Here is a 24,403-nt window from a genome sequence, read left to right as displayed (position 1 = left end):
ACCTTTGTAAAAGAACAATACTACCGCCAATGCTCCCTATTTCACAAAAAGCTACATGAATTTTAATCCTATCCTCATAAAAAGTAGTTACAAATTAGTAACTTAGACATGCGAAATGATGCTTTTTACCCTGAAATTGCTATTATAGACATGCGTGCATGCTGTTTTCTGCAAAATAAAAGAAAAGCATCCCCGATTTCCAGTGAAATGGGAATGCTTATTCATAGCTGTATATGCCTCTTAAGCCGCCTAGCTGCATCAGGATGAAGGGCGCTGCAAATCTGCAAAGCAAGCAGCTGTTTCAAGAGCAGCAGCATGATCACCAACCCCATCCTCGACGCACCATGCCGCAGATAGCACCATATGGCTGAAGCCATAGGCAAGAACTCGCTCCCGTTTGAGGTTCAGAGCCTCACTGAGGATATCAATCCGATGACGCAGCAGCTCGATTCGCTCCGCCCGTGTATGGGGCAGCTGATTCATCAGCAGCGGAATGACGCCATAAGCCGCTTCGCCAATGACACCTTTGGGATCAATCGCGAGCCAGCTCGCAGACGTTTCCCCATCACGCATGGCGGACAAAATATTGCCCTGATGAAGGTCGCCATGCAGCAGCAGCTGCGGCTCGCTCTTGCCCGTTGCGAATAGCTGATCGAAGGTCAGCTGCGCCTGCCGGACGAGCGGCTCCGGCAACGGCCCGGTGCCGCCATCATAGCGCTGGCGCAGCCGCTCCAGCCCGCGCGCCCAATGCAGAGCCGTCGGGAAGCTTACGCCTCCAGCCGCTTCCCCTACAGCTAATGCGTCCGCTGCTGGCACAGCCAGCTTACGCATTACTTCCGCAGCGATGCGGACGGCCGCCGCATCGTCCGTCACCTCCGCGAGCAGCTGTCCCGGCCTCAGCCGCTCCAGCAGCATAACGCCGCGCTCCGCATCCGATGCCAGCAGGCGAACCGCTCCGCGCCCTTCATATAGCTGAAGCGCTGCCAGCTCCGTCCGGCTTTCTCCTGACGGCACGCCCAGCTTCAGCACAGCCTCGCTCCCGTCCTTCCTCAGTGCCGGAAGCACCAGATTAAAGGTCAGCTCGTATGGCGTGTGATCCGCCAGCCGAAGCTCCCATCGCTCTGCACAGCTTGCCAGCAGCAAATCCAGCTCAGCCAGCCATATCTCTCCGCGTTCTCCATGTACGCTTTTGACAGTCTGTACCCATGCTGATGGCCATTTCATCTTCGGTGACCTCTCTTTTTACGCTTGTCGCCGCATTCAAGGCATATTCAGGGCGCATTCAAAACAAGTCCACCTTAACTATTTCCTGCTGCTATACTAACACTGGCTGCACATACACGGGTCCAGATACCGTAACGGAATGTCCAGTATACACAGGCAGTCCTGTTGCCGCATCTATGCGGAATACAGCCAAATTATTCGTATCGCGGTTAGCCGCGATGATATATTCGCCGCCCTGCACAAAAGCAAAATGGCGTGGATGCCCGCCCTCAATTGGCACATGACCGGCTAGGGTAAGCTTGCCGTCTGCTTCATTAATGGCGTACACTACGAAGCTGTCGTGCCCGCGATTTGAGCCATATACATATTTGCCATCCTCGGAAACGGCAATTTCAGCACATGTATTTTCACCATCAAAATCAGACGGCAATGTTGGAACGGTTGCAAGCGTCGCAAGCGTGCCTGCCTCAGCATCGTAACGGAACGAAGTAATCGTCGAATCCACCTCATTAATTACGTAGGCAAATTGCCCATTAGGGTGAAAAGCCATATGCCTCGGGCCTGCGCCTGCATGAAGCAAGGTCTCCCCATGGAAAACCAGCTTGCTCGCTTGATGATCAATGCGATAGGCCATAATGCGGTCAATGCCTAGATCCGGCGAGAACAGGTAGCGGCCGTCCGGGCTGAATTGGATGCTGTGCGGATGCGGCTGATTTTGGCGCTCCGGGTGCTGACCGACTCCCGTATGCTGAGCGATATCCAGCAGCTCTCCCACCTCGCCATTGTCCGTCAGCGCAACAAGGCTGATTCTGCCGCCATGGTAGCTTGACAGCAGCAAGTAGCGATTGGATGGATCGCGTTGAATGTGGCAGGCCGGAGCCGTAATGGCTTCGCTGCGGTTAAGCTCGGTCAATGATATTTTATCGGTTTCGATGGCAAAAGCTACAGCATCGCCGACTTTGGCGCCTGCTGCGGATACTCCTTCTGCAATGGCATACAGCCTCTTGCTTGGAATATCCACATTCAGAAACGTAGGATTTTTAAGGCCGGATACTTCATCCAGCAGCGAAAGCCTTCCTTCCTTTTCATCAAAAGCATACGCATATACGCCGCTTGCCGCAGCCTCTGCATAGGACCCGACAAATACGACAACTCGTTCATTATGTACAGACACGATTTATATTCCTCCTTCAAAATAGCGGGCCCTGCCCGCTGCCTGGAATGGCCGACGTTATAGCAGCGGAGCTTGCCGCTTGCCTTGCCAGCTTGCCCGCATGAAAGCTTCCCCTCCTATTGTACTAGCAGTCAACGCACAAACCAAGTGCTGTTAAGGCGGTTTTTATCCCGTTTCAATAATCGGCTGAATCTGAGGCGCATTGTTGCAACAGGCCGCTAGCTGGTCTATCATAGCGCTAGGGCCTGCCGCTTTTATAAGGTTTCATTTTAATGGGTAAAGGAGTCTGAGGATGGCCATAAACCGTAAATTGATAACGGATGCCGATTTCGAGGAGGCGCTTCAACGGGAGCTTCGGCTGCGCGTCTTTGAAAATGATTATATTGTGTGCGCCGGCGGAAACATCGTCCGTTTCGACGATACGCAGGTCGTCATTCAAACGAGCGTCAGCGATATCACTTACTTTTCCAGAGAGCAATGTGAGTTTTTTGAAATGAAACGCAAATAGCCGCTTGTCAGCGGCTATTTCATGGGCCGCAGCCGGGAAAGCGCTCGCCTTTCCTTACGTCTGCAACCGTACTATAATTAAGTAATAAGCTTGGAAAAAGCATTAACCCTAGCTTTTCGCAGCATTATGCGGCCGTAGATGCAATCTGCTCCCGCATGATGGTGCGAAATTTTCCCGTTAAAGGAGATTGCACCTAATGGATGCTGGCCCAAATATTTTAATTATGACCCCAGTCACCGCCGAGAAGGATGCGGTGTGCCTTGGCTTGCAAAACAACCCGCGCTTTCATGTGACAGAGGCAGGAGTTGGCCCAGCGGAAGCCGCTGTCCGTACGACACTTGCTCTCACGCGGGGCAGCTACGAGCTCGTCATTTGCATGGGCATCGCCGGAGGATTCGAGGGCCGGGCGGCCGTGGGCTCGCTTGTCATTGCCGATGCTATCATTGCCGCCGATCTCGGAGCAGAGACACAAGACGGCTTCAGCAGTCTCGACACACTCGGCTTCGGTACTTCTACGATAGCGGCTAATGTACAAGCCGCAGCTATAGCCGCAGCACTGGCTCAGGCTGGGCTTGCTGCAGCACTTGCTCCCATTTTAACGTTGTCGACCGTTACTGGAACTGCCGCCACCGCCCAGGTGCTGAGCGAGCGCTTTCCTCGCGCAGCAGCTGAAGCGATGGAAGGCTTTGGCGTTGCTTCAGCTGCACAAAGCTTCGGCATTCCTGTTCTTGAAATACGCGCCATTTCGAATGCTGTCGGTCCAAGGGACCGGAGCGCATGGCGAATTGGCGAAGCTTTGCAGGCTTTGGAAGCTGCGGGCTCCACATTATTGGAGGTGCTTGTATGAAAATCGCTTTTTCTCCATGTCCGAACGATACTTTCGTCTTTCACGCTTGGGCACACGGGCTTATCCCTGATGCACCTGAGCTGGAAATTACGTATGCCGATATCGACATAACCAATCGCCTGGCAGCCAGCGGCGACAGCCCGCTTGATGTGCTGAAAATTTCCTACGCTGCCCTCCCATGGGTGCTGGAGGATTATGCCCTGCTTCCATGCGGCGGTGCGCTCGGCAGAGGCTGCGGCCCACTCGTCTTGACAGCCGGAACCCGCACAGATGCGGCAGCGTTGTCAGGCAAACGCGTGGCGGTGCCAAGCGACCGTTCCACTGCATATTTGCTATTCAGGCTTTGGGCCGCTAAGCATGTTCCAGGAGGGGTAGGCGATATCGTCATCATGCCATTCCATGAAATTATGCCGGCCGTTCGCGACGGACATATTGATGCTGGCCTTGTCATTCATGAGGCGCGTTTCACGTATCCAAGCTTTGGCCTATCCATGATGACGGATCTGGGCAGCTGGTGGGAAGCCGACACGGGACTGCCTATACCGCTTGGAGCTATTATTGCCCGCCGCTCACTCGACCTGCCTTCCATCACGAAGTGGATTCAGGCTTCAGTCGCTTATGCATGGGCGAATCCCGAGGCGCCTCGCGAATACGTCATGCAGCATGCCCAAGAGATGGACGCAGCCGTCGCGAAGGCGCACATTGATCTATACGTCAATGACTTCACTGCCAATCTTGGCGATAGCGGATATGAGGCGATTGCAATGCTGCTAAACCGCGCTGCACAGGAAGGGCTCGTTCCTGCCATTGATCCTGAGCTGCTGAAATTTCAGCCTTAGCGCCGGACAGGCTATTACGATGATTGACTTGTAACGTGTGACGTATAACGTTCACCCCTTGTGAAAATGGGGGCCATTCAATCTTCGATCTACGTTCCCATGTCCTGATCGGAATCGTCCCATTTTTTCGAATACGCTTTTTTCGTAACCCAAAGTGTCATCCATGTCAGCAAAATTACGATTATTCCGGCAAAAATCCAAATGCCTATCGGTACATTCATTCGCCGCATCCTCCCTTTCAGCTCTTTTCCTACTATCATACAGGAGAATGGCCAGAGGGAACAGCCCTTCGGAAAGAGCTTGACGAATGGCCTTCCGTTTAGTATATTGGGAAATAATTATTTGAATAGCAGCGGCTTACGTTGGAAGCACCCGTAAGAGAAGACGCCTCAGGCGTCCTTCTTGCGGGTGCTTTTTTGCGTATATACGGGACTATGCCCTCTATCGCTGCCCTTCAACGTCTTTTCTTTTGCGCTTGATTTCCATCATTTTAAAGGAGGGCTCCACTTTGTTTATTTTCAAGCCGCTGCATCTGTTTACCAGTCTGATCGCATTATCCTTATTTTTGACGCTGCCAGCTGTCTCAACTGCTGCCGCATCACTCTTGCCCTTTTCACCCACCGTTCAGACAGCCTTCGACAAGCTGACCGCTAGTGCCGACTCTGCGTCAGCCTCCCAGCTCAAGAAGCAATACGACAGTCTGCTGTCCGCCCAGCAGCAAGAAGACACTTGGGAAGGGAAAATCACCGCCATCCACTATCGCAATGAAGAAGCGCTTGCTGCCATCCGGCAGCGCATCAAGCAGTTGAATGAGGAGAAGCTTGCCCAGCTGGCGGCTGACGTTAAGCAGACGAAGGAGCGCTATCAGCCGCTCTTTGACCTGTATGCCTCGCTGCGAAAGCAGCAGGAAGCCGCCAAGCTGCTGCAAAGCAAGGAGCTGAATGCCGTGCTGAAGGCACAGCTCGCGCAGACGAAGCAAGCCGTCCAGCTCGCGAAGCTGGATATTAAAAATAAAACCGAGGCCTACAGCAAGCTTAAGGCCGCCACCGTGCTGAAGGCGAAGCAGACGCGCGCCATGCTAGAGACAGCTTCCTCGCAGCGCATTAAGATCCGCTCCGCCAAAAGCAGCATATCCAGCAGCCGGAAGCTTATAACGGCCGAAGGCAAGCTATTAACCCAGTCCGTGAAGAAAGGCGATGCCGCAGCAGCTTCACGCTCCTTCGCCAAATTGCTGACGCTGCAGCAAGGCATTTTGGATAAGAAGCAGACGATCTATAGCAGCGAGGAACAAATAGCCGCTATTATTACGAAGGGGAATACATCACTTTCTTCATAACAAAACCTCCCTGTCTCATGCTCGAAGAAGCCTCTCGATAATCGAGAGGCCTCTTCAGCGGCGTGTGACGCGGCTGCTATAAGTTTTGCATTGATTTTCTCTTATGATATACCCATCTGATTACGTTTATTATGGCTAGCGCAATATACATCACTATGAATAGGGACAAAATAACATACCATCCTGTTTTAATGCCCTTCACTAATAACTCATTCGCGTATCCCTGTCCATAATCGAACCACATGAACAAGTATTGAGCGCCAACTACAAAAATGGTTGAAACCCCAGAGGTCAGCATAGGCTGTAACAAAAAATGGTGCATTTTACCTTTCAATTTCATACGGCTAAATGTGTTATTGACTGTTCCCATGATTCTAATTCCATGAGCTTTGTCTTAAGAATTCAGTGAAATTCCCAACAAAGCCCACCTTCCCACCTAATTCTCTAGTTGATTCTCCTGGGCCGAACTGATTCATAACTCTAAGATATTGGGTGCCTTGTTGTACATAATAGGAATTTGCATTAACGATAGCTAACCAACTCTCCCACTCAATTTTTATGTGAACATTGACATCTACATCCTTGGTGAAATATCCATCTAATATCCAAGCACCTACGCAGGCTATAATAGCACCTGTAGCTACAGCAACAGTTACCGGCCCAGAAAATAATGCAACAATTAGTGAAACTCCAACCCCAATTGAGGTGCTTCTTAAAAAACTTACCTTTTGGGAAGAAGTGTATGTCGGTGCCTCATTCTTATAATAACCATGTGCATAAATTTGCCTTTGATCATTATTATAAGTATTTCTATAAGTATATGCTTGGTTATAAGGCCATGTTGGAGGGTAAGTATAGATTGGGTCATAGGCTGCTGCGGAAATTAAACTTGCAACTTCTAGTTTCTCTACTACGTCTACAGTTGATCCAACGAAAACATCTTCTTTAATAAGATCGTCTATTTTATAAATAGTCTTTTTTTCTTGCATGCCTATTTTATCTTTATCAATATTTTTCTCTTTCTTGCCATTTGCTGTCATGCTGTGCTTATCTTGTTTCCTAGTGGAATCAATATATTCCGTCGACTCAACTGTACCCCTAGTTAAGTCTGTTTTTGCACTATGGTCCAATACACTATTAATATAAACTACGATTGTACCATCAGATTCTTCTAACACCTCAATTTTATTTCCTACTGCGTCATAGAATTCACTCTCATCTAGAATGCTTACAGTACCATCTCCACTATTGGTGCTTGCTGAAGCGATTGTAGGTAACACTATTACAAAACACAGTAATAAAAAGCTCATTTTCTTGCGAAATCTTGTCATTATTACACGCCCCTAATCATCTTTTTAGTATACTTAGCTAAAAGTAAAAAAACGAAAGTGTTTCATAATATTACCACAAATTTCATAATTTTTAAAGCTTTTCAAACTATATTAATAGATACACTTGCAGCATCTCTCACCATTCTATTACTTCGTTAACTAGTCAAATATACAGGCGACGCCTTCTTCACCGATGAGCGAGTCCATCTGACTCCGGCCATTTTTCTTGGTATTATAAAAGCCGCGAAACCTATTGTCCAAAGGTTTCGCGGCACTGTGCATTCGTCTCTCTTTTTTTCATATAATTATCGGAAGTGTTTACAAAATATCGTAGGGGAAACCGAAATCTCCCTCTCTATCGACAATGCAGCCTTTATGGCACAAGCCCATTGCCTCATCTCCCGATGTCTATTGCAAAATCTGATCAATCAGCGTCAGCTCTTCATCGGTGAAATGCGCGACAGCAAGCGCCTGAACGGCATCCTCAATCTGGCTGACTTTACTTGCTCCAATAAGCGCAGAAGTCACGCGACCACCACGTAGCACCCATGCAAGTGCCATTTGCGACAGCTTCTGGCCACGGCCAGCCGCCAGTTCATTCAGTTGGCGCAGCTTAGCGACAAGCTCATCGGTAATTTCCTCTGGACGCAAAAACACACTCGGGCCAGCCGCGCGCGAATCCGGAGCAATGCCATTCAAATAGCGATCGCTCAGCATGCCCTTCGCAAGCGGTGAAAATACGATGGAGCCAATACCCTCTTCATCCAGCACGTCCAGCAAGCCATCCTCAACATGGCGATTAATCATGGAGTAGCTTGGCTGATGAATCAGACAAGGTGTGCCGAGCTGCTTCAAAATGCGCGATGCTTCACGCGTCTGCTCCGGCTTATAGTTGGACAAGCCGACATACAGCGCCTTGCCTTGGCGCACAATCAGGTCAAGCGCAGCCATCGTTTCTTCCAGCGGCGTATTTGGATCTGGACGGTGATGATAGAAGATATCAACATAATCGAGTCCCATCCGCTTCAAGCTTTGGTCAAGGCTGGACACCAAATATTTTTTGGAGCCAAAATCGCCATAAGGCCCTTCCCACATGCCGTAGCCGGCTTTGGTCGAAATGATCAGCTCATCGCGGTAAGCTGCAAAGTCCGCTTTCAAAATACTGCCAAACGTTTGCTCCGCTGAGCCCGGAGGCGGACCGTAATTATTCGCCAGATCAAAATGTGTTATTCCGAGGTCGAATGCCCGTCTAACCATTTCCCTGCCTTTCTCTAGCGAATCAATACCGCCAAAATTATGCCACAGCCCTAACGAAATAGCGGGCAGCCTCAGTCCGCTTCTTCCACTGCGGTTATATGTCATAGTGTCATATCTATTATGACTTGCCAAATAGCTCATTTATTTGTTCCCCCTCAGGTTAAATATAAGCCTATTGTAGCGGGAAACGACTATGAATCCTATGTCAGCAAGGATGGTATTTATGGAATAATGTCTTTTTTAATGAGCTATTCAAAATTACGCGGAGCTGTTCCCTTTACCTTTTTGAACATTTTGGAAAAAAGCAGCGCATCTTGATACCCTACGGAACGCGCCACCTCACTAATGCTGTAAATACCCTTGCCGAGCAGCTCGCAGGCTTTATCCATACGATAGTTAAGCAAATACTGCTGTGGCGGCATGCCTACAGCCTCTTTAAACAGAAAAGACAAATATTTGCGATCCAGACCGAGTACGTCAGCTAGCTGCTCCATCGTAATTCGTTCACTGTAGTGGGCGTGTAGAAACTCCATACTTCGGTGAATGTAGGCTTCCTGCTTACGCGTGGCATTACTGATATGGTTGTCTGTTAAAGGCACGAACTCGACAAGCAGCGACAAAAACTCATACAAAATAGCTTGAAGGCGCAAATCACTGCTGACTTGGTGGGAGACAGCCTCCGTCAACTGATCATATAACGTTGGCATCAGCTTCATATCCATAGGAAATACAGGGTTCTCTGGCGTAATAGATGTCCGAGCGATGATTTCAGCGGCCTGCTCTCCCAAAAAACCGATCCAGGAGTACGTCCACGGGTCCTTCTCGTCCGATTCATAGGAAATAAGCACCTGCGGATAAATGAGGAATGCTTGTCCGGCTGTCAGCGTGTAGGTTTTGCCCGCCACCTTCACAGTCCCTTTTCCTTTATGGATAAAATGCAGTTTAAAGTTTTCCCTTACGACCGGCCCTATGAGATGACAAGGCTTACATGCCTCCTTGCCCCAATAAAGCAAATACATATCCGGAGCATCACGAAAGGGGCGCTCCGGATTATACTGAAACACTGCCATGATGACCTTCATCCCTCTCTACGCTATCTTGCATCGTGATGTGGTGAACGACCGCTGTAACAAGGCAATACCACTCATGATTTCTCTATATAAAAAAGCCCCTATAGGGGGCGCTGCCTTTGGATGCTTTCCGATAATAATAGCACAGTTTTCAAACATCTGACACAATTAAACGGATGCAATTTTTCATAATAAATATCCTTTTCGACCTTGGATTTAGCTTTATACATGATTGAATAAATTCACACCCTATTAAACAATGATTATTTTTAAAAATATAATTGTCATTCGATATCATTTCAATTCATTAAAAAAAGCAGAGTGAGGTTTTCCTCGCTCTGCTTTGCTAACCGCGTGCATACCTTATGCGTGGCTTTCGAATTAAGCCGCCAATTTCTCAATCGCCTGAGCCTCATCTGGACCTTCAGCAGTAAGCTTGATCGGAGTGCCCTTCATAATATCGAGCGCCATTAGGCCCAAAATGCTTTTGCCATCGCTTCTTATGCTTTTTTAACAGCTTTCAGCTCGGTAACAATTTGCGGGTACAGCTTATCGAGCTTATGGAAATACAGGATGACAATCTGGATAGCCGCCAAAATAATCGGCAAATAAATAAACATGAAGTGGATCGCACCACTAGCGCTGGAGCTAATCGTTTCTTGTCCGCCGATATAGCCTCCTAACGCCAGCCCCCAGCCAATAATAGCTGCTCCAAGGCCACTGCCTGCTTTTGTACCAAAGCTTCCGGCACTGTAGACGAGACCCTCTGTCCGTACGCCCGTTTTCCATTCGCCGTATTCAACAGTATCAGCCAGCATAGCAAAAATCGTACCGATGATTGGCGTCACGCCAAGCGCCTTGATTACCAAGCCAACAATAACAAAGGTTACATTCGTCGGGTCAATTAAGACGACTAGCGAGCCTACAATCATAATAAAGCTTCCGACTATGGCTACGTTCCGTTTCCCATACTTCTTAATAAGCGGAGCAATCAAGAACAAGCCAATTGCAATAGGAATCAATCCGGCAAAGCTGAGAATGCCGAGCAGTCCAGCATCATTCAGCAGATACTGTGCATAATAAATGTTTAAGCCGCTCATGCCATTGTTCGTATAGACAACGACAGCGAACAATAGCATAATCGCCCAATATTTATTGCGGAACAACGCGCCCAAGCCTTGCTTGAACGGAATTTCTTTTTGAGACACGGACGGTTTTACACGCTCACGCGTCGATTTAAAGGTGATGTAGAACATAATAAGCGATAGAACGCCATAGAGGGAGAAGGTTAAAATCCAGCCTTTTTCCCCGCCGCCAAATGCTTGTACGAGCGGCTGAGTAGCGAAGCTGACACCGATTGCCCCTGCAAGCGCACCAAGCATACGAACGATGTTGAGTATCGAGCGCTGGTAGCCGTCTTGCGTAATAAGTGAATTCAACACCCCATAAGGAATGTTAATGAACGAATAAATAAAGTTCATGAGTAAATAAGTGACATAGGCATAGACGAGGGCTCCGCCTGGGCCTACATCCGGGAATGTAAAGAGCAGTACGCCTGAAGCGGCAAACGGGATCATCATCCATAGCAGCCATGGACGTGCTTTACCATGCTTGTTTTTCGTTTTGTCTACCCATGCCCCTACACCTACGTCCAGGAAAGCATCCAATATACGGGCGATCAGCATCATCGTTCCGATTGCACCTGCAGCCAGCCCCATGACATCCGTATAATAATACGTTAAAAATGTAGCCGCTCCTGTGAAGATCAGGTTACTCGCTGCGTCGCCAAAACCATAACCAATTCGTTCCGACCATCCTACTTTGTGGTACGCGTCATCTTGAACGCCACTTGCTTTCTGATTCGCACTCATTGCACATTCTCCTCTTGAACCTAGCCTTAAATGCTAATTTATAAGCTATTTAGCTCTTTAATTAATTGGTCAAGCATGTCCTTGGTGAAAGCATCGCCTCCGAATGCCATCAGGTTGCGAAGCGGCATGTATTGCATCATTTTGACCATCATTTCCGCATGTGCATCATCTTGATCAACACTTGCAAGCGGGCTATTCTCTTGAAACTTCTGCATATATGGCTGTAAAATAGCCGTTGCCTCTTCGTTGCTGTACAGATCGCCAAGAGTCGTATTTTGCGTATAGTGCTTTTTCAGCTTAACCGTAGATTCTACTGCAAGTGTCGCTTCAAGGACGATTTCCCGCGAGGAATGCCCTACCAAAATCGCGAAGTCGCCGCTTTCTACATGCCAATCCTTAATATCCACATTGTAGTAAGCGAAAGCACGCTTATTCAGTACAAAGCTTACCGTCTTTGTCTCGCCAGGTGCGAGCGCTACCTTCTTAAAGCCCTTCAGCTCTTTCTCTGGACGGATGACTGTGCTTGCAACATCCTTTACATAAAGCTGTACAATTTCTTTGCCAGCTACGCTGCCTGTGTTGGTTACGTTGACCGTTACTTCAACCTCATCTGTATCCTTGATGCTGGCTGCGCTTAATTTCAAATCGCTGTAAGCAAAGGTTGTGTAGCTAAGACCAAAGCCAAATGGGAACAATACATCTTGCTGCTTTTTGTCATAATAACGGTAGCCTACGAAAATGCCTTCCTTGTATTCCACCCGATCTCCTTCACCCGGGAAGTTCAAGAATGAAGGGTTATCACTCAGCTTGAGCGGGAACGTCTCTGCAAGCTTGCCGGAAGGATTCACTTCTCCGAACAGCAAATCTGCAACAGCTCCACCAACAGCCTGTCCGCCCAAATAGCCTTCAAGCACAGCATCTACTTGATCCAGCCACGGCAGCAGTACCGCTGATCCATTAAGCAGCACAACAACGATGCGGCTTTGAACGCTGGCAACCGCTTCGATCAGCTTATTTTGATTTTCAGGCAGATTAAGATGCTCACGATCATACCCTTCTGATTCATAACGATCCGGCAAGCCTGCAAAAATAACAGCAACCTCTGCCTCGCTCGCCGCACGCTTCGCTTCTTCGATCAGCGCTTCATCAATAGCATCATCACCCGCGTGATAGCCTTGAGCATATACAACAGCAGAAGCATCACTAACGAGCGCCTTAATTTCTTCAACGGGCTGATCCAGCTTTGTCGGTACAATATGCGAGCTGCCGCCGCCTTGGAATCTCGGTTTCTCGGCAAAAGCGCCGATAACGGCTACACGGCTGTTTTTTGCAAGTGGAAGCAAGCCGCCTTTGTTTTTCAGCAACACCATGCTCTCGCTTGCTACTGTTCTTGCCAGCTGATGATGCGCGTTTTTGTCATACGTTGCATCCTTAACCTTCTCGTCTACCGATTTGAAAATAATGCGAAGCAGACGCGTTACTGCACGATCTAAAGCTTCCTCAGTCAATGTGCCATTGCTGATTGCATCGAGTACCTTTTTCTCACCTACGCCGTTGCTTGCTGGCATTTCCAGCTCCATGCCTGCTGCAAGCGACAGATCACGCTCATTAACCGCGCCCCAGTCCGAAACGACAAAGCCCTCATGACCCCACTCATCCTTCAAAATATCTGTAAGCAGCTTCACATTCTCCGATGCGAATACGCCATTCACTTGGTTATAAGAGCACATAACGGTCCAAGGCTGCGCTTTCTTCACTGCGCCCTCGAAGCTTGCCAAATAAATTTCACGAAGCGTGCGCTCATCAACGACCGCATCCGTCGACATCCGGCGATGCTCCTGATTGTTTACGGCAAAATGCTTCAGCGACGTTCCGACGCCTTGGCTTTGTACGCCGTTAATGTGACTTGCCGCCATCTCGGAGGACAAATACGGGTCCTCGGAAAAATATTCAAAGTTGCGTCCGCAAAGCGGGGAACGTTTAATGTTTACACCAGGTCCCAGCAGCACGGCAACATCCTCTGCCTGACATTCTTCACCAAGCGCGACGCCGACCTTGCCAATCAGCTCTTCATCCCATGAGCAAGCAAGTCCGGCTGCCGATGGGAAGCAAGTTGCGGGAACGCTGTCGAAAATTCCCAGATGATCCGCACCTGTTTGCTGCTTGCGCAAGCCGTGTGGTCCATCCGTTACCATAATGGAAGGCACGCCTAGACGCTCAACACCTTTCAAATGCCAGAAATCTAGTCCTGAGCAAAGCCCCGCTTTTTCCTCCAGCGTCATTTGAGCTACGATATCCTGAATGTTTCTCGTCAATGTAAAAACCTCCAATTCGATATAGGTGATGATGAATCTTCTTTATCAGCTGACTTTAAGTATAGAGCGTTTGTTTAGCGCTTTCCTTCCCTCGTTTCATTGAAAACAATGTCACTTTTTATGATTATCCTTGCGCGTCGTCCCTACTCTTTCAAAAAGAAAATAAAAAAGGCCATATAGCTGCCGCCTAATCGGCTGTATTTTACATGTATAATGAAAGAAAGATTATTCAGACACGGGGGAGAAAGAGCATGTTGAAAGGACAGGCGACAAACGGCGGTTTATCCATTTTTCAAAAGCTGGCGCTCGGCTTGATGCTGATGTTTTTGTCTATCGTCGTTATCTTCTGGTGGATTTATCAGCTTAATGTCAAGGATATTCAAACCGAGCTGCGCAATAACAAGCTTGGAGAGGTGAAATTCATGACCTCACAGCTATCCAACCAGTTCGAACAAATATTAATGAATGCCATCATCTTGTCAGAGGATCAGACGGTTCGCGGCTACCCGTATGTTTTGGAGCGGGGCGATGATTATTCAAAATATGAGATGAAGCTTGCCATAATTGAAAAGCTAGCGTTAAACAGTGCCTCTACCTCTTGGAACAATACCGTCATTTTGTATTATCCCGACCAGCGGGAAACCGTATCCTCTGATCCCAGCTTCTCCTTTCAAAAATTCGAGTTGCCGGATGAACCGCTTAATCAGTGGACTATCCATATGGAGGCGGACGGAGAGGGTTACTATTCCCATTTAACTAAAGGCCATCTCGGACCGCTATATATTGAGACCAGAATTTCACTCGACAATTTGCGGAAAATGATGCAGCAATATACCTCGGGAACACCGCTGCTTTACGATGCTCATCAAATGATAGCGATCCGCAATGAAGGGTCATCCGACTTGGCTCAAGCCGACAGTTGGATTCTTCCACTCATTCAAGGAAATAGCGGCTTCATCACCTTGGAGGAAAATCAAGCGGAATATTTGCTCAGCTATATGAAGCTGGACATGCTGGAGCTTTATTTTATTGACTATCATCCCATTACCCAGCTCATTAAGCCGATCTCGCGAAATAATACACTGTTCGTTATCGCCCTTGTCGCGCTGCTGCTTATATCGCTTATCTACAGCCTCATTCTTCACAATCAAGTGCGAACGCCTATAATTGGCCTTAGAAAAGCGATAGACCGCTTCGATCGCGGCGATTATTCCAGCAGGGTAGTTTCCATGCATACGAAGGAATTTGGCATGCTGGGGAAATCCTTTAATCGTATGGCCGAGCATACCCAGTTCCTCATTGAGCAGGTGCTGCTAGGCGACTTATCTATTCAAGAGGCGAGGCTTAAGCAATACCAAGCGCAAATTAATCCTCATTTTCTGTATAATTGTCTAAATTACATTCAGAGCAAAGCCAGCATTAAAGATCACGCTGCGGTGACAGCAATGACGCTGGAGCTCGCTTCTTACTGCCGTTACATTAACAAAATTGAAGATATCGACTCCACGCTGCAAGAAGAGCTGAACTTTGTTAAGCATTATCTTTCCATCATGCATATGCGAAAAAAAACGATCAATTACACGATTGAAGTTGACGGAAGTTTATCATTCATTCGTTTACCTAGAATGATTCTTCAGCCGCTGGTAGAAAACTGCATTAAGCACGGAATTGAGCCTTCCATGCTTCCCGGGCTAATAGAGATCAAAGCCGAGGAAGACGCTCAGGACATTCGCATTTATATTAGAGATAACGGAGTAGGCATAAGCGAGGAGCGGCTGGCCGTCATTGCTAATCATATGGAGGAGTTTATGCATCATCCCGAGGATGCTATTGGGACTGGCATTCGCAACGTCAATCAACGGCTGCGGCTTTATTTTGGCAAAAGCTCAGGGCTAGCGTTACAGCGTCCTCCATCAGGCGGCACCTGCTATATCATTACGATTCAAAAACGGGAGGAAAAACATGCTGCAAATATTGTTAGTTGATGATGAATCTTATGTAATTGATGATTTGGAAATCGCTTTTCCATGGAGCGACTATGGCATAGATAAAATTCATAAAGCCTATTCAGGTATAGAGGCGCTTCAAATCATAGACAGTCAGTCCATTGACATCGTTATTACTGACATTGCCATGCCCGGCATGAATGGATTGGAGCTCATAAAACACGTTAGAGCGCGCGGGAGAAGCATCCCCTGCATTTTGCTGACCGGCTATGCGGAATTTGAATATGCGAGAGAAGCCATTGAACAAGGGGTTGTTGAATATTTAATTAAGCCGCTTGATCAGGAAAAGCTTGCAGGCTGCCTGACAAAAACAATACGTTTAATCGAGCTTCAGCTTGAACATGCAGCCTCCTATGAGCAAGCGATGCTTACGTTTCGCGAGCATCTTCCCTCATTAAAAGACAAGCTGCTGAATCAGCTGATTCAGGGAAATCGTTATAGCACCGAAACATTAAATGAGCGGCTGTCAGGCTACCAGCTCGCTTTTCGCGATGGAGATGACGTCTTTCTGGTGCTCGTTCGTCTGGAGGAGCAGTTCACCCGCTACAGCTTGAACAGCCTGCAGCTCTTCGAATATGCAGTAACCAATATTGCTTGTGAGCTGTATGAGGACAGCTTTGATATTTGGCATTGTCGGGACAGCTACGACTATCTTGTTTTTCTGCTGCGGCCCAAGCAGGCTGAAGTATTGCCTACGAACGACTTTCTAAAAAAGCTGCTCACACATCGCTCGCTCCAGCTCCATCATAATGTGAACGAATATTTGAAGGGCGGCATATCGGTCATTCTTGCCTCTCCGGGCAAGCTTCAGCAGGATATCCGCGCTATGTATGAGCATGCTACCTCGGCATTGAAGAAGCAGGTTGGTAAGGGAAGCGGGTATTTCTTATCGCTTTCGGATCAGCCGCAAGCGGTGTTCATCCGCTCGCTGCATGTGCTGTATGAGCCTCCAGCGCTCAATCACCTGCTAGAGCTTGGGCAATGGGAGGCCTTCAAGGAGCGCTTGCGGCAAATTGAAGCTTCCTACTTTTCCTTATCTGAGCAAACGGAGGAGCATCTGGAAGAGATTAGAAGCCTGCTTATGTCCGCCTTTCATTATATCGCGCATAAAAATCACTCGCTATTATCCGATCTAGTGGGCCAGGAGCTCGTGTATAACCGGATGTTCCGCTCGGTAACCCAACTAATTGAATGGGCCGAGGAGCTTTGCGATACACTGCATGCAAGGCTGGATGAGCACTCCCTCAATGAGCAAAATGCCGTCATACAGGCCATACAGGTGTTTGTTTCCACTCACTTGCCTACGCTCAGCCTTCAGTCGATAGCCGATCATGTTGGGCTGCATCCGGTCTATGTATCCAAGTTGTTCAAGCAGCTAAAGGGCATTAGCCTAAGTGAGTACATTCTCGGAGTGAAGATGGATCTTGCCATCTATTTGCTTCGCCATTCCAGCGATAAAGTTTATGAAATTTCCGATAAGCTCGGCTATTCCAATTCGCAATATTTCATTAAGGTATTCCGCGATAAATTCGACATGACGCCACAGGAATACCGGGAAATGGCATAAGCTTCATTGTAGAAAAGTATGGCAAATAGGGCGGCTCCCAAGCAGGAGCCGCCCTTTCTTCTTTCCCTATTCGCCTACTCATACACCGATCTTAAGCTCATTCTAATGCTAAAGTTCGAGCTTACTTAACCGTAGCGTACCACTCATTAACTTCTTCCGTAACTTTCTTGCCGCCAGAGGCGAGATACTGCTCAACAAAGGTGTCAAACTCGTCCACCGAGGCTTTGCCGTAAATGATTTTATTCAAAACTTCCTTCTCCAGCTTAGTCAGCATATCGTTTTTCGACAGCTGCGTTTTCGTTGGAACCCCTGTAAACATTTGCGGCATAATAGTATCCTTCTGATCAATGACGATTTTAGCAGCCTCAAGCTGCTTAGGAAGCGACATAGACAGGTTTTTCTCGAACCGCGTCGTTGGCTCTGCTCCGCCTGCAAGCTTAGCCAGCGTATTGAGACGCAAGGACGGAATAATGGCACCGTCGAACGTCAAGGTGTAACGTATTGGATCGACCCAGCCGCCAGGAACTTTATCGGTATCTGTAGCAGGATAAGGTTTTCCATTCGGATCGAGCGCAAAATCATAGTTTTCAGCGAAGCCATTTTCAAACTCTCCGCCTTCTTTCGGATTCGCCCAGTTGTCGAACAAATAGTTCTGGTAGACGAAAAAGGCATCTTTATTTTTCATATCTTTATTAATCAGAACCGCGCCTGTACTCGTTAAGGTGCCATGACGTCCAATCTTGCCATCTGGGCCTGCTGGCAGAGGATAAGCTTTGTAATCCGCACCTTTAACGTTTTTCAGCAGGTCAGGGATCGGCCAGCCTGTCATCCAGTAAGGACCGACGATAATACCGGATTTACCTGCCGTAAATGCTTCTGTCGCCTTAACCTCATCATAGAGGCCCGCTTCTTTGTCGATGTAGCCCTTTGCCATCCATTCCTGCATTTTGGCCAGCGCTGGCTTCATTTCCGGTTGGATAGAACCATACACTAGCGTTCCGTCCGCTCCCATGTTCCATTGATTCGGCATTGCGCCAAACATACCAAAAATCCAGCCTGAATCAGACATCCATGTATTCAGGTTGACTTTGAAGCCTACAGAAAGGGCTGTCGTATCTTTCTCTCCATTTTTATCCGGGTCCTGATTAACGAATGCGTCCATAACCTTCTCCAGCTCGTCCAGCGTAGTTGGCGCTTCGAGGCCAACCGCCTTCAGCCAGTCCTCACGTATGTACATAACCGGGTCGTTATTGTAGGCGTTCTCCAATATAGGAATACCCATCCTTTTTCCATCGCGAATATAAGGATTCCATACCGATGGATCTTCTGCCATCGCCTGCTTATACGTTTCGGAAGCGTATTTGTCGAATAATTCTCCAGCATCCGTAAATTGTCCCGATTCAATTAAGTCGCTAATTAGAGTCGGCTCGCCGCGGAAGGCAATAATATCCGGCATCTCCTGACCTGATGTAAGCATTAAACGGAGCTTTGTTTGATAAGCATTATTTTGATCACTGACCGTCCATAAATATTTAATGTCGATGCCAAGTCTCTCTTTTGCCCACTTCGTATGAACGTTGTTGTCGATGTTTTCGCCATTTTTAAACTTCACATTGCTGCCGATTGGAAATACAGTCGTTATGGAAACTGGCTCGGTATATTTCCCATTCTCAAAGCTTGCAGAATAGAAGCTGTCGCTGCTGCTGCTGTTGTTCGTTGGGTCTGCCTCTGAGCTAGTGCCGCAAGCAGCAAGTACACCAGCAAGCATCGCAGCAGACATCAGTACGGTAAAAGGCTTTTTAAGTTGATTCAACATAGTTGCGTCCCCCAATTTAATATCTTTTTGAAAGCTGTAATTGCAAAATAAATATTTTCACGTTCTTCCTTTCGCTTTATGCTAAGGCAGCACCTCCCCTTCACCAACCTCCCGCTTCCTCGCCTTCCTATTCCTTGACCGCCCCAATGACGATGCCCTTTACGAAGAAGCGTTGCAGAAACGGATATACGAGCAATATAGGTGCCATGCCGATGAAGATTTGTGCCGCCTTCACCGTTCTTTGTGAAATATTTTCCAAATCCTCGGGACGTACCGACACTTTACTGAAATCCTGCTGGACAATAATCGTTTGCAGGAAGGTAGCCAGTGGATAGTTTTTATAATCGGTCATAAAGATCATTCCATCGAACCATGAATTCCAGTGGCCGACCATCGCAAACAATGACAGGGTAGCAATTGCTGGCATAGAGACCGGGAGATATACGCTGACCAGCGTTCTTAAATAACCCGCCCCATCTATAAATGCCGCTTCCTCAAGCTCCTTCGGCACATTCTTGAAGAAGTTAAGCAGCAAAATGATATTCCAGACGGACACTGCTCCTGGCAAAATAAGCACCCACAGCGTATTCATCATATTAAGGTTTTGAATCAAAATATAAAAGGGAATGAGTCCCCCGTTGAAAAGCATCGTGAACACGAAAAACCATGTATACACTTTTTTGCGCTTGAAATTTCCAATTTCCTTAGACAATGGGTAAGCTGCACAAATGACAACGACCATACTGATTAGCGTTCCGAGCCCCGTTCTAACAAAAGAAACCCACAGTGAGCGTAAAAAGTTTTCATTAGCCAGCGTTTGAGAGTAAGCATCAATTGTAAATTGCACCGGCAGCAGTCCTACCAGATTGGCATTAGCTGGCGCTTTACCGCTGAACGAAACGGCGAGAATATGGATGAGCGGAATTAGACAGATCAGCGACAGTACAGCAAGCAGCGTATAATTAAAGATTGAAAATACTTTATAAGAATTCGTTTTGTGGTACATAAATTCAGCTCCTCCTCTTTAAAAAATGCGGTAATTGGCGAATTTGTATGCAGCGCGATAAGCTGCGACGATTAGTACGAAGCCAACGACTGATTTAAACAGTCCAACCGCAGCGGAGAATCCGAACTTGCCATCCACAATTCCTACGCGATACACGAAGGTATCTATAATATCGCCTTTATCAAATACCAGTGCATTATACAGATTAAAAATTTGATCAAAGCCTGCGTTCAAAATGTTGCCTAGTGACAGCGTTCCTACTACGATCATAATTGGAATAAGTGAAGGCAGTGTAATTGACCATGTTTGCTGCCATCTATTCGCTCCATCTACTTCCGCCGCTTCATACAGCGAAGGATTAATACCGGCAAGCGAGGCTAGAAAAATAATGGCGCCAAAGCCGAATTCCTTCCAAATATCACTGACAACAACGACGACGCGGAACCAGTTGCCTTCACCAAGAAAGAAAATCGGCTCGATGTGAAGCACGGCTACTAAAAACTGATTGATCAGCCCTTTAGTGGAAAGCATGTCGATTAAAATGCCGCCCAAAATAACCCATGAGAGAAAATGCGGCAAGTAGACGAAGGTTTGTACGGTTCGTTTAAATGCCGCCTTTCTCACTTCATTTAATAGAAGAGCAAATACGAGTGGGGCAATCAGCCCGCCAACAACCTTCATTCCGGCAATAATGAGCGTATTCCAAATGACCTGCATATTCTCTTTTGTGCTAAACAGGTATTCGAAATGCTCAAGACCAATCCACGATGATTTGGCAAAGCCCAGCCACGGCTTATAGTCCTGAAAAGCAATAACAAGACCGCTCATCGGAATATAAGCAAAAACGAATGTTAAAATGACCGCCGGCAGCAGCAGCAAATCCAGCACAATCGTCCTTCTCCACTTCCTACTCTTGCGTACATCCGGAAGCGATGGTGCGCTTGCTATTTTTTCCACTGCCTGGGTACTTGAATACTTCATATTGGCGCTCCCCTTCTGTTCATATTCCGTACTACAAACGATGTAAATTAACGTCTGTACTCAGTATAAAGACAAAAGGTTTGCGTCTATATGATAAAAGAGTGGCTCTTATAACAAATTATTAATATACCCTTTAGCGACCTTTTCCAGGACCAGGTCCGTGTCCAGGGCCATGTCCGTGTCCAGGGCCATGTCCGTGCCCAGGGCCATGTCCGGGGCCGTGTCCAGGGCCGTGTCCAGAGCCGTGCCCAGAGCCGTGCCCGGGGCCGTGTCCGGGGCCGTGTCCGGGGCCGTGTCCAGGGTCAGTGCCGCCGCCTGCTTCAGGTAATACAAACGTTAAAATACCAAATTTCGAGGTGTTTCTCCACGTTTCATTCGTCGGATCATTCCATTTTGCATTGCTGTTTTGTCCCGTTCCTTTATCGTCATTCACTTGCAAATCAAGGCCCATTACGGAACCAGGAACTGGCTGAAGGCTGTTTAATTTGATCTTCAACTCAACGTTATAGCCATTATCCGTGCGGACTACCGCGCTTTCCAGCCGCGATGGCGCAGCCCCTCCGCCAAAAGTTGCTACATTATCGGCATTCACACGGAACTGCACATCATCATATTGATAAAAAGGCGTCCGCTGATGGTTTTCATCTATAAAAATTTCTACCGAGTCTTGATCCCAAGGGTTGAGTCCAGTAGTCAATACAATAGGGTCGTTCACCTCAACAAACAAATATAGGCTGTCATCCGACCACATGGAGCGTGCAACTCCAGTCGCCCCTCCAGGCTGATTCAAAATGTCCACTTGGAACGGTACTGCCTGACTCCAAGCTGTCTCCATGATCCCGTCAATTTGGGCTTCACCTTTAACCGACTCTGCGATTTTCGGCATGCTCTCCAGTTGAATGATACCGAACTTGCTCGGATCACTCTGCTGGTTAAGCGTACTATCATTCCAATAAATCACTTGCTCCCCATTAGCTGAATTTGTATCCGTTATCCGAATATCAAATCCAACATCAGCACCCAATGCCGCTTGGACGCTTTCCCATGGAATAGAAGCTTCCATAGTATAGCCTCCTGTTATTTCTCTCGTCATGGAGGTGATCCCATTTGGCGCCTGCCCGGAGCGCTTGAGCGTAATATGACGGTCATCTTGCTCATATCCGCTGGATTTAGCATTATTTTCATCAATAAACAGCTCAACTTGATCATTAGCATTAAAGGTCACGTCGTTTACGTCCACCAAAACATGCAAGTAATCCTCATCCCAGAACGTACGGAACGTGCCCGACAGCGAATGGCTCCCTTTCAGCTTGCTTACAACCGCATGGCTCCACTCTTTAGCCTGTACAGCACCAGCTGCCGGTGTCCCTGCGAGTGAAACGACACGATTCGTCTCCACAGGCAGCAGCGACGGATCAATTAGCCCCCAATAGGCTTGCTTCGCTTGCAGCTTGGCATCAAACAGCATCGCTTGATTGTTATAGGACTTCTCATCCTGAAGGCCCCAAAGCGTCACGGAGGAAATGTGCGCCTTGTACTCTTTATAAAGCTCAAACAGCTCCTTGTAGCGGTGTGCTTGCTTGATCGCTATATCATAGGGCATCGTCTGACCAAATGGAATGACGCTATCAACATCCAGCTCCGTAATTTGAATATCGAGTCCCAGGTCAATAAACATATTGAGCGTTTTCTCAATTTCATCAATTGGCGGCGAGTATAGACCATAGTGAGATTGCAGGCCTACACCGTCGATCAGCCCTTTCTCCTTCAACCCTTTTACAAGCTGGTACATATACGCTCGTTTTTCTGGAACCTCTGTATAATATTCGTTATAGTACAGCTTGGCATCGGGATCAGCCGCACGTGCAAACTCAAATGCCTTCTCGACGTAATCAGGTCCAATTAGCGTGTAAAACGGACTGATCCGCATGCCGTTCTCATCGCCGCCATTGTCGGCTATCGCTTCATTAACAACGTCCCAGGCATCAACCTTACCCTTATAACGTGTCATTACCGTTTCAATATAGCTTTGAATACGGCCGAGCAGCAGCTCCCTGCTTGCTGGCTGACCCGCACTATCCTTCAGCATCCATTCCGCAGCGTCAATATGCCAGAGCAACGCATGGCCCCGTATCTGCATATTATTATCCTCTGCAAACTGAACGTAGCGATCCGCTGCATCAAACACATATTGGCCTTCAGCTGGCGCAATAAATTTCGGCTTCATTTCATAGGTTGCCGTCAAGCTGCTGAAATGCTTTTTGAGCAGTTCACCATAGACGCCATCCATCTGCCAAGTGTAGACTGCTGCGCCGATTGGAAAATCCTCTGAGAAATGCTCCTTCAGCGAAGGAATTTGCTCTTCTATGACAAGCGGCGAAGCTCTCTTAATCGTAAAATTATCCACATAAAAAGATAGTGTATCAACCGTTTCCTCCGATATATAAGGTGTCTCAATAAACAGGTTCAGCTCTGTCGGATTATCGCTGTATTGAAACTGGCCCTTTAATTCATGCCATTGCTGCCAATCTGCTCGCTCGATAACGACCGAATCGAGTGCATTCCAGCTTTCCGCACCCTCTTTTTTATAAGCAGTCATTTGCAGCGTCTTATTCTCTGTCGGCTCCTCCTTCAAGCGTACATATGCTTTAAATTCATATTCCACATTGCGTTCAAGCACGTTAATAAGCTCAAGCATCGGTCCATAATAGGAACGCTCCCGCTGCTCAACCAGCATACTATAAGTGCTGTCATTTGCCGTTTGGTTTGAAACCGTCAGAAGCTCCCCGCCGATCCGGGGCTTCCACCCCTGCAAGGTAGCATCCTCAAAATCTGAAGTGAGAATAATTGCAGGCTCTTCCTCTGCATAAGTGACTACCGGCCCAGCAAACGCTGTTGCGGCGAGCAATGAAAATACAAGTACGATAGCTGCGAGTTTTCTGGTGTACCTTCCTGTGTAAAACATGAAACGATCTCCTCCTCATTTCGATTGTTCAACTCTAAAAGAAAGCGCATACAATGCTCAAATGGCTGAACGAGAGGGAACGATTACGAGAAATGCCTTTCGATCCAGGGGGGACCTCCCGATGTGTCCTTCCCGATTCAGCATAGCCCGGCTGACATATACGCTTCATAACCGAACACTTGCATTATAGATCATTTGGGTGTTCCTTCCATATAACAAATTGGCAATTAAAATAATAAAATGTAAACATGTAGAAAATTTTCCGTAAAAGCGCAGCGATCTGCTTCATA

General features: G+C 47.6%; 19 protein-coding genes. 6 read left to right on the top strand and 13 right to left on the bottom strand.

Features of this window, described 5'->3' with window-relative positions; all coding sequences use genetic code 11:
• Window positions 1-258 precede the first annotated feature (258 nt).
• Together V5J77_RS02235 and V5J77_RS02230 are read right to left on the bottom strand one after the other, a co-directional pair.
• Complete coding sequence (locus V5J77_RS02235) at window positions 259-1,224, bottom strand: aminoglycoside phosphotransferase family protein (RefSeq protein WP_338554167.1); 966 nt, start codon at window positions 1,222-1,224, stop codon at window positions 259-261.
• Between the two features lie 91 nt (window positions 1,225-1,315).
• Window positions 1,316-2,398 carry a lactonase family protein gene (locus V5J77_RS02230; RefSeq protein WP_338554166.1) on the bottom strand — a complete coding sequence of 361 codons (1,083 nt, stop codon included), beginning with the start codon at window positions 2,396-2,398 and terminating at the stop codon, window positions 1,316-1,318.
• Window positions 2,399-2,690: 292 nt separating this feature from the next.
• Between V5J77_RS02230 and V5J77_RS02225 the strand changes: the two genes are divergently transcribed.
• The 3 genes from V5J77_RS02225 (at window position 2,691) to V5J77_RS02215 (ending at window position 4,592) form a co-directional block, all read left to right on the top strand.
• Complete coding sequence (locus V5J77_RS02225; protein WP_338554165.1) at window positions 2,691-2,906, top strand: hypothetical protein; 216 nt, start codon at window positions 2,691-2,693, stop codon at window positions 2,904-2,906.
• A 196-nt stretch (window positions 2,907-3,102) separates the two neighbouring features.
• Entirely contained in the window at window positions 3,103-3,753 is a 651-nt protein-coding gene (locus V5J77_RS02220) for a futalosine hydrolase (protein WP_338554163.1), read from the top strand.
• Window positions 3,750-4,592: a 1,4-dihydroxy-6-naphthoate synthase gene (locus V5J77_RS02215; RefSeq protein ID WP_338554162.1), complete on the top strand. Its 843-nt coding sequence runs from the start codon at window positions 3,750-3,752 to the stop codon at window positions 4,590-4,592. Before V5J77_RS02220 ends, V5J77_RS02215 begins: the two co-directional genes overlap by 4 nt.
• Window positions 4,593-4,681: 89 nt before the next feature.
• On the opposite strand, the gene V5J77_RS02210 is transcribed toward V5J77_RS02215, so the two are convergent.
• Window positions 4,682-4,813 carry a hypothetical protein gene (locus V5J77_RS02210; protein ID WP_338554161.1) on the bottom strand — a complete coding sequence of 44 codons (132 nt, stop codon included), beginning with the start codon at window positions 4,811-4,813 and terminating at the stop codon, window positions 4,682-4,684.
• A gap of 287 nt (window positions 4,814-5,100) precedes the next feature.
• On the opposite strand from V5J77_RS02210, the gene V5J77_RS02205 reads away from it, so the two are divergent.
• A complete protein-coding gene (locus V5J77_RS02205) occupies window positions 5,101-5,928 on the top strand; it encodes a hypothetical protein (RefSeq protein ID WP_338554160.1) in 828 nt (275 codons plus the stop codon).
• A 374-nt stretch (window positions 5,929-6,302) separates the two neighbouring features.
• Here V5J77_RS02205 and V5J77_RS02200 read toward each other — a convergent pair whose 3' ends face one another.
• The 6 genes from V5J77_RS02200 to V5J77_RS02175 form a co-directional block, all read right to left on the bottom strand.
• On the bottom strand, window positions 6,303-7,259 hold the full coding sequence (locus tag V5J77_RS02200; RefSeq protein ID WP_338554159.1) for a hypothetical protein: 957 nt from the start codon (window positions 7,257-7,259) through the stop codon (window positions 6,303-6,305).
• 408 nt (window positions 7,260-7,667) lie between these two features.
• The gene (gene mgrA / locus V5J77_RS02195) at window positions 7,668-8,657 is read right to left on the bottom strand and encodes an L-glyceraldehyde 3-phosphate reductase (protein WP_338554158.1); all 990 of its coding nucleotides are present in this window, start codon (window positions 8,655-8,657) and stop codon (window positions 7,668-7,670) included.
• Window positions 8,658-8,764: 107 nt separating this feature from the next.
• Window positions 8,765-9,586 carry an AraC family transcriptional regulator gene (locus V5J77_RS02190; protein ID WP_338554157.1) on the bottom strand — a complete coding sequence of 274 codons (822 nt, stop codon included), beginning with the start codon at window positions 9,584-9,586 and terminating at the stop codon, window positions 8,765-8,767.
• Between the two features lie 381 nt (window positions 9,587-9,967).
• On the bottom strand, window positions 9,968-10,042 hold the full coding sequence (locus V5J77_RS02185) for a hypothetical protein (RefSeq protein ID WP_338556508.1): 75 nt from the start codon (window positions 10,040-10,042) through the stop codon (window positions 9,968-9,970).
• Window positions 10,043-10,086: 44 nt separating this feature from the next.
• Window positions 10,087-11,457 (bottom strand): MFS transporter, encoded by a 1,371-nt coding sequence (locus V5J77_RS02180; RefSeq protein ID WP_338554156.1) that lies wholly within the window; start codon window positions 11,455-11,457, stop codon window positions 10,087-10,089.
• Window positions 11,458-11,495: 38 nt separating this feature from the next.
• Window positions 11,496-13,772: a glycoside hydrolase family 3 C-terminal domain-containing protein gene (locus V5J77_RS02175; protein WP_338554155.1), complete on the bottom strand. Its 2,277-nt coding sequence runs from the start codon at window positions 13,770-13,772 to the stop codon at window positions 11,496-11,498.
• A 251-nt stretch (window positions 13,773-14,023) separates the two neighbouring features.
• On the opposite strand from V5J77_RS02175, the gene V5J77_RS02170 reads away from it, so the two are divergent.
• Window positions 14,024-15,757, top strand: a complete 1,734-nt coding sequence (locus tag V5J77_RS02170) for a histidine kinase (protein ID WP_338554154.1) — start codon at window positions 14,024-14,026, stop codon at window positions 15,755-15,757.
• Window positions 15,735-17,345, top strand: coding sequence for a response regulator (locus V5J77_RS02165; protein WP_338554153.1), 1,611 nt, complete (start codon window positions 15,735-15,737; stop codon window positions 17,343-17,345). Before V5J77_RS02170 ends, V5J77_RS02165 begins: the two co-directional genes overlap by 23 nt.
• Window positions 17,346-17,466: 121 nt before the next feature.
• Here the strand turns inward: V5J77_RS02165 and V5J77_RS02160 are convergent, their stop codons facing one another.
• From V5J77_RS02160 to V5J77_RS02145, 4 genes are all read right to left on the bottom strand, one after another.
• Window positions 17,467-19,161, bottom strand: coding sequence for an extracellular solute-binding protein (locus V5J77_RS02160; protein WP_338554152.1), 1,695 nt, complete (start codon window positions 19,159-19,161; stop codon window positions 17,467-17,469).
• 127 nt (window positions 19,162-19,288) lie between these two features.
• Complete coding sequence (locus V5J77_RS02155; RefSeq protein WP_338554151.1) at window positions 19,289-20,167, bottom strand: carbohydrate ABC transporter permease; 879 nt, start codon at window positions 20,165-20,167, stop codon at window positions 19,289-19,291.
• 18 nt (window positions 20,168-20,185) lie between these two features.
• A complete protein-coding gene (locus V5J77_RS02150; RefSeq protein WP_338554150.1) occupies window positions 20,186-21,148 on the bottom strand; it encodes an ABC transporter permease subunit in 963 nt (320 codons plus the stop codon).
• 133 nt (window positions 21,149-21,281) lie between these two features.
• Window positions 21,282-24,113 carry an endo-1,4-beta-xylanase gene (locus V5J77_RS02145; protein ID WP_338554149.1) on the bottom strand — a complete coding sequence of 944 codons (2,832 nt, stop codon included), beginning with the start codon at window positions 24,111-24,113 and terminating at the stop codon, window positions 21,282-21,284.
• Between the last annotated feature and the right edge of the window lie 290 nt (window positions 24,114-24,403).

The organism is Paenibacillus sp. KS-LC4, assembly GCF_036894955.1.
Lineage (GTDB): Bacteria > Bacillota > Bacilli > Paenibacillales > Paenibacillaceae > Pristimantibacillus.
This window is presented reverse-complemented; position numbering and strand designations above follow the sequence as displayed.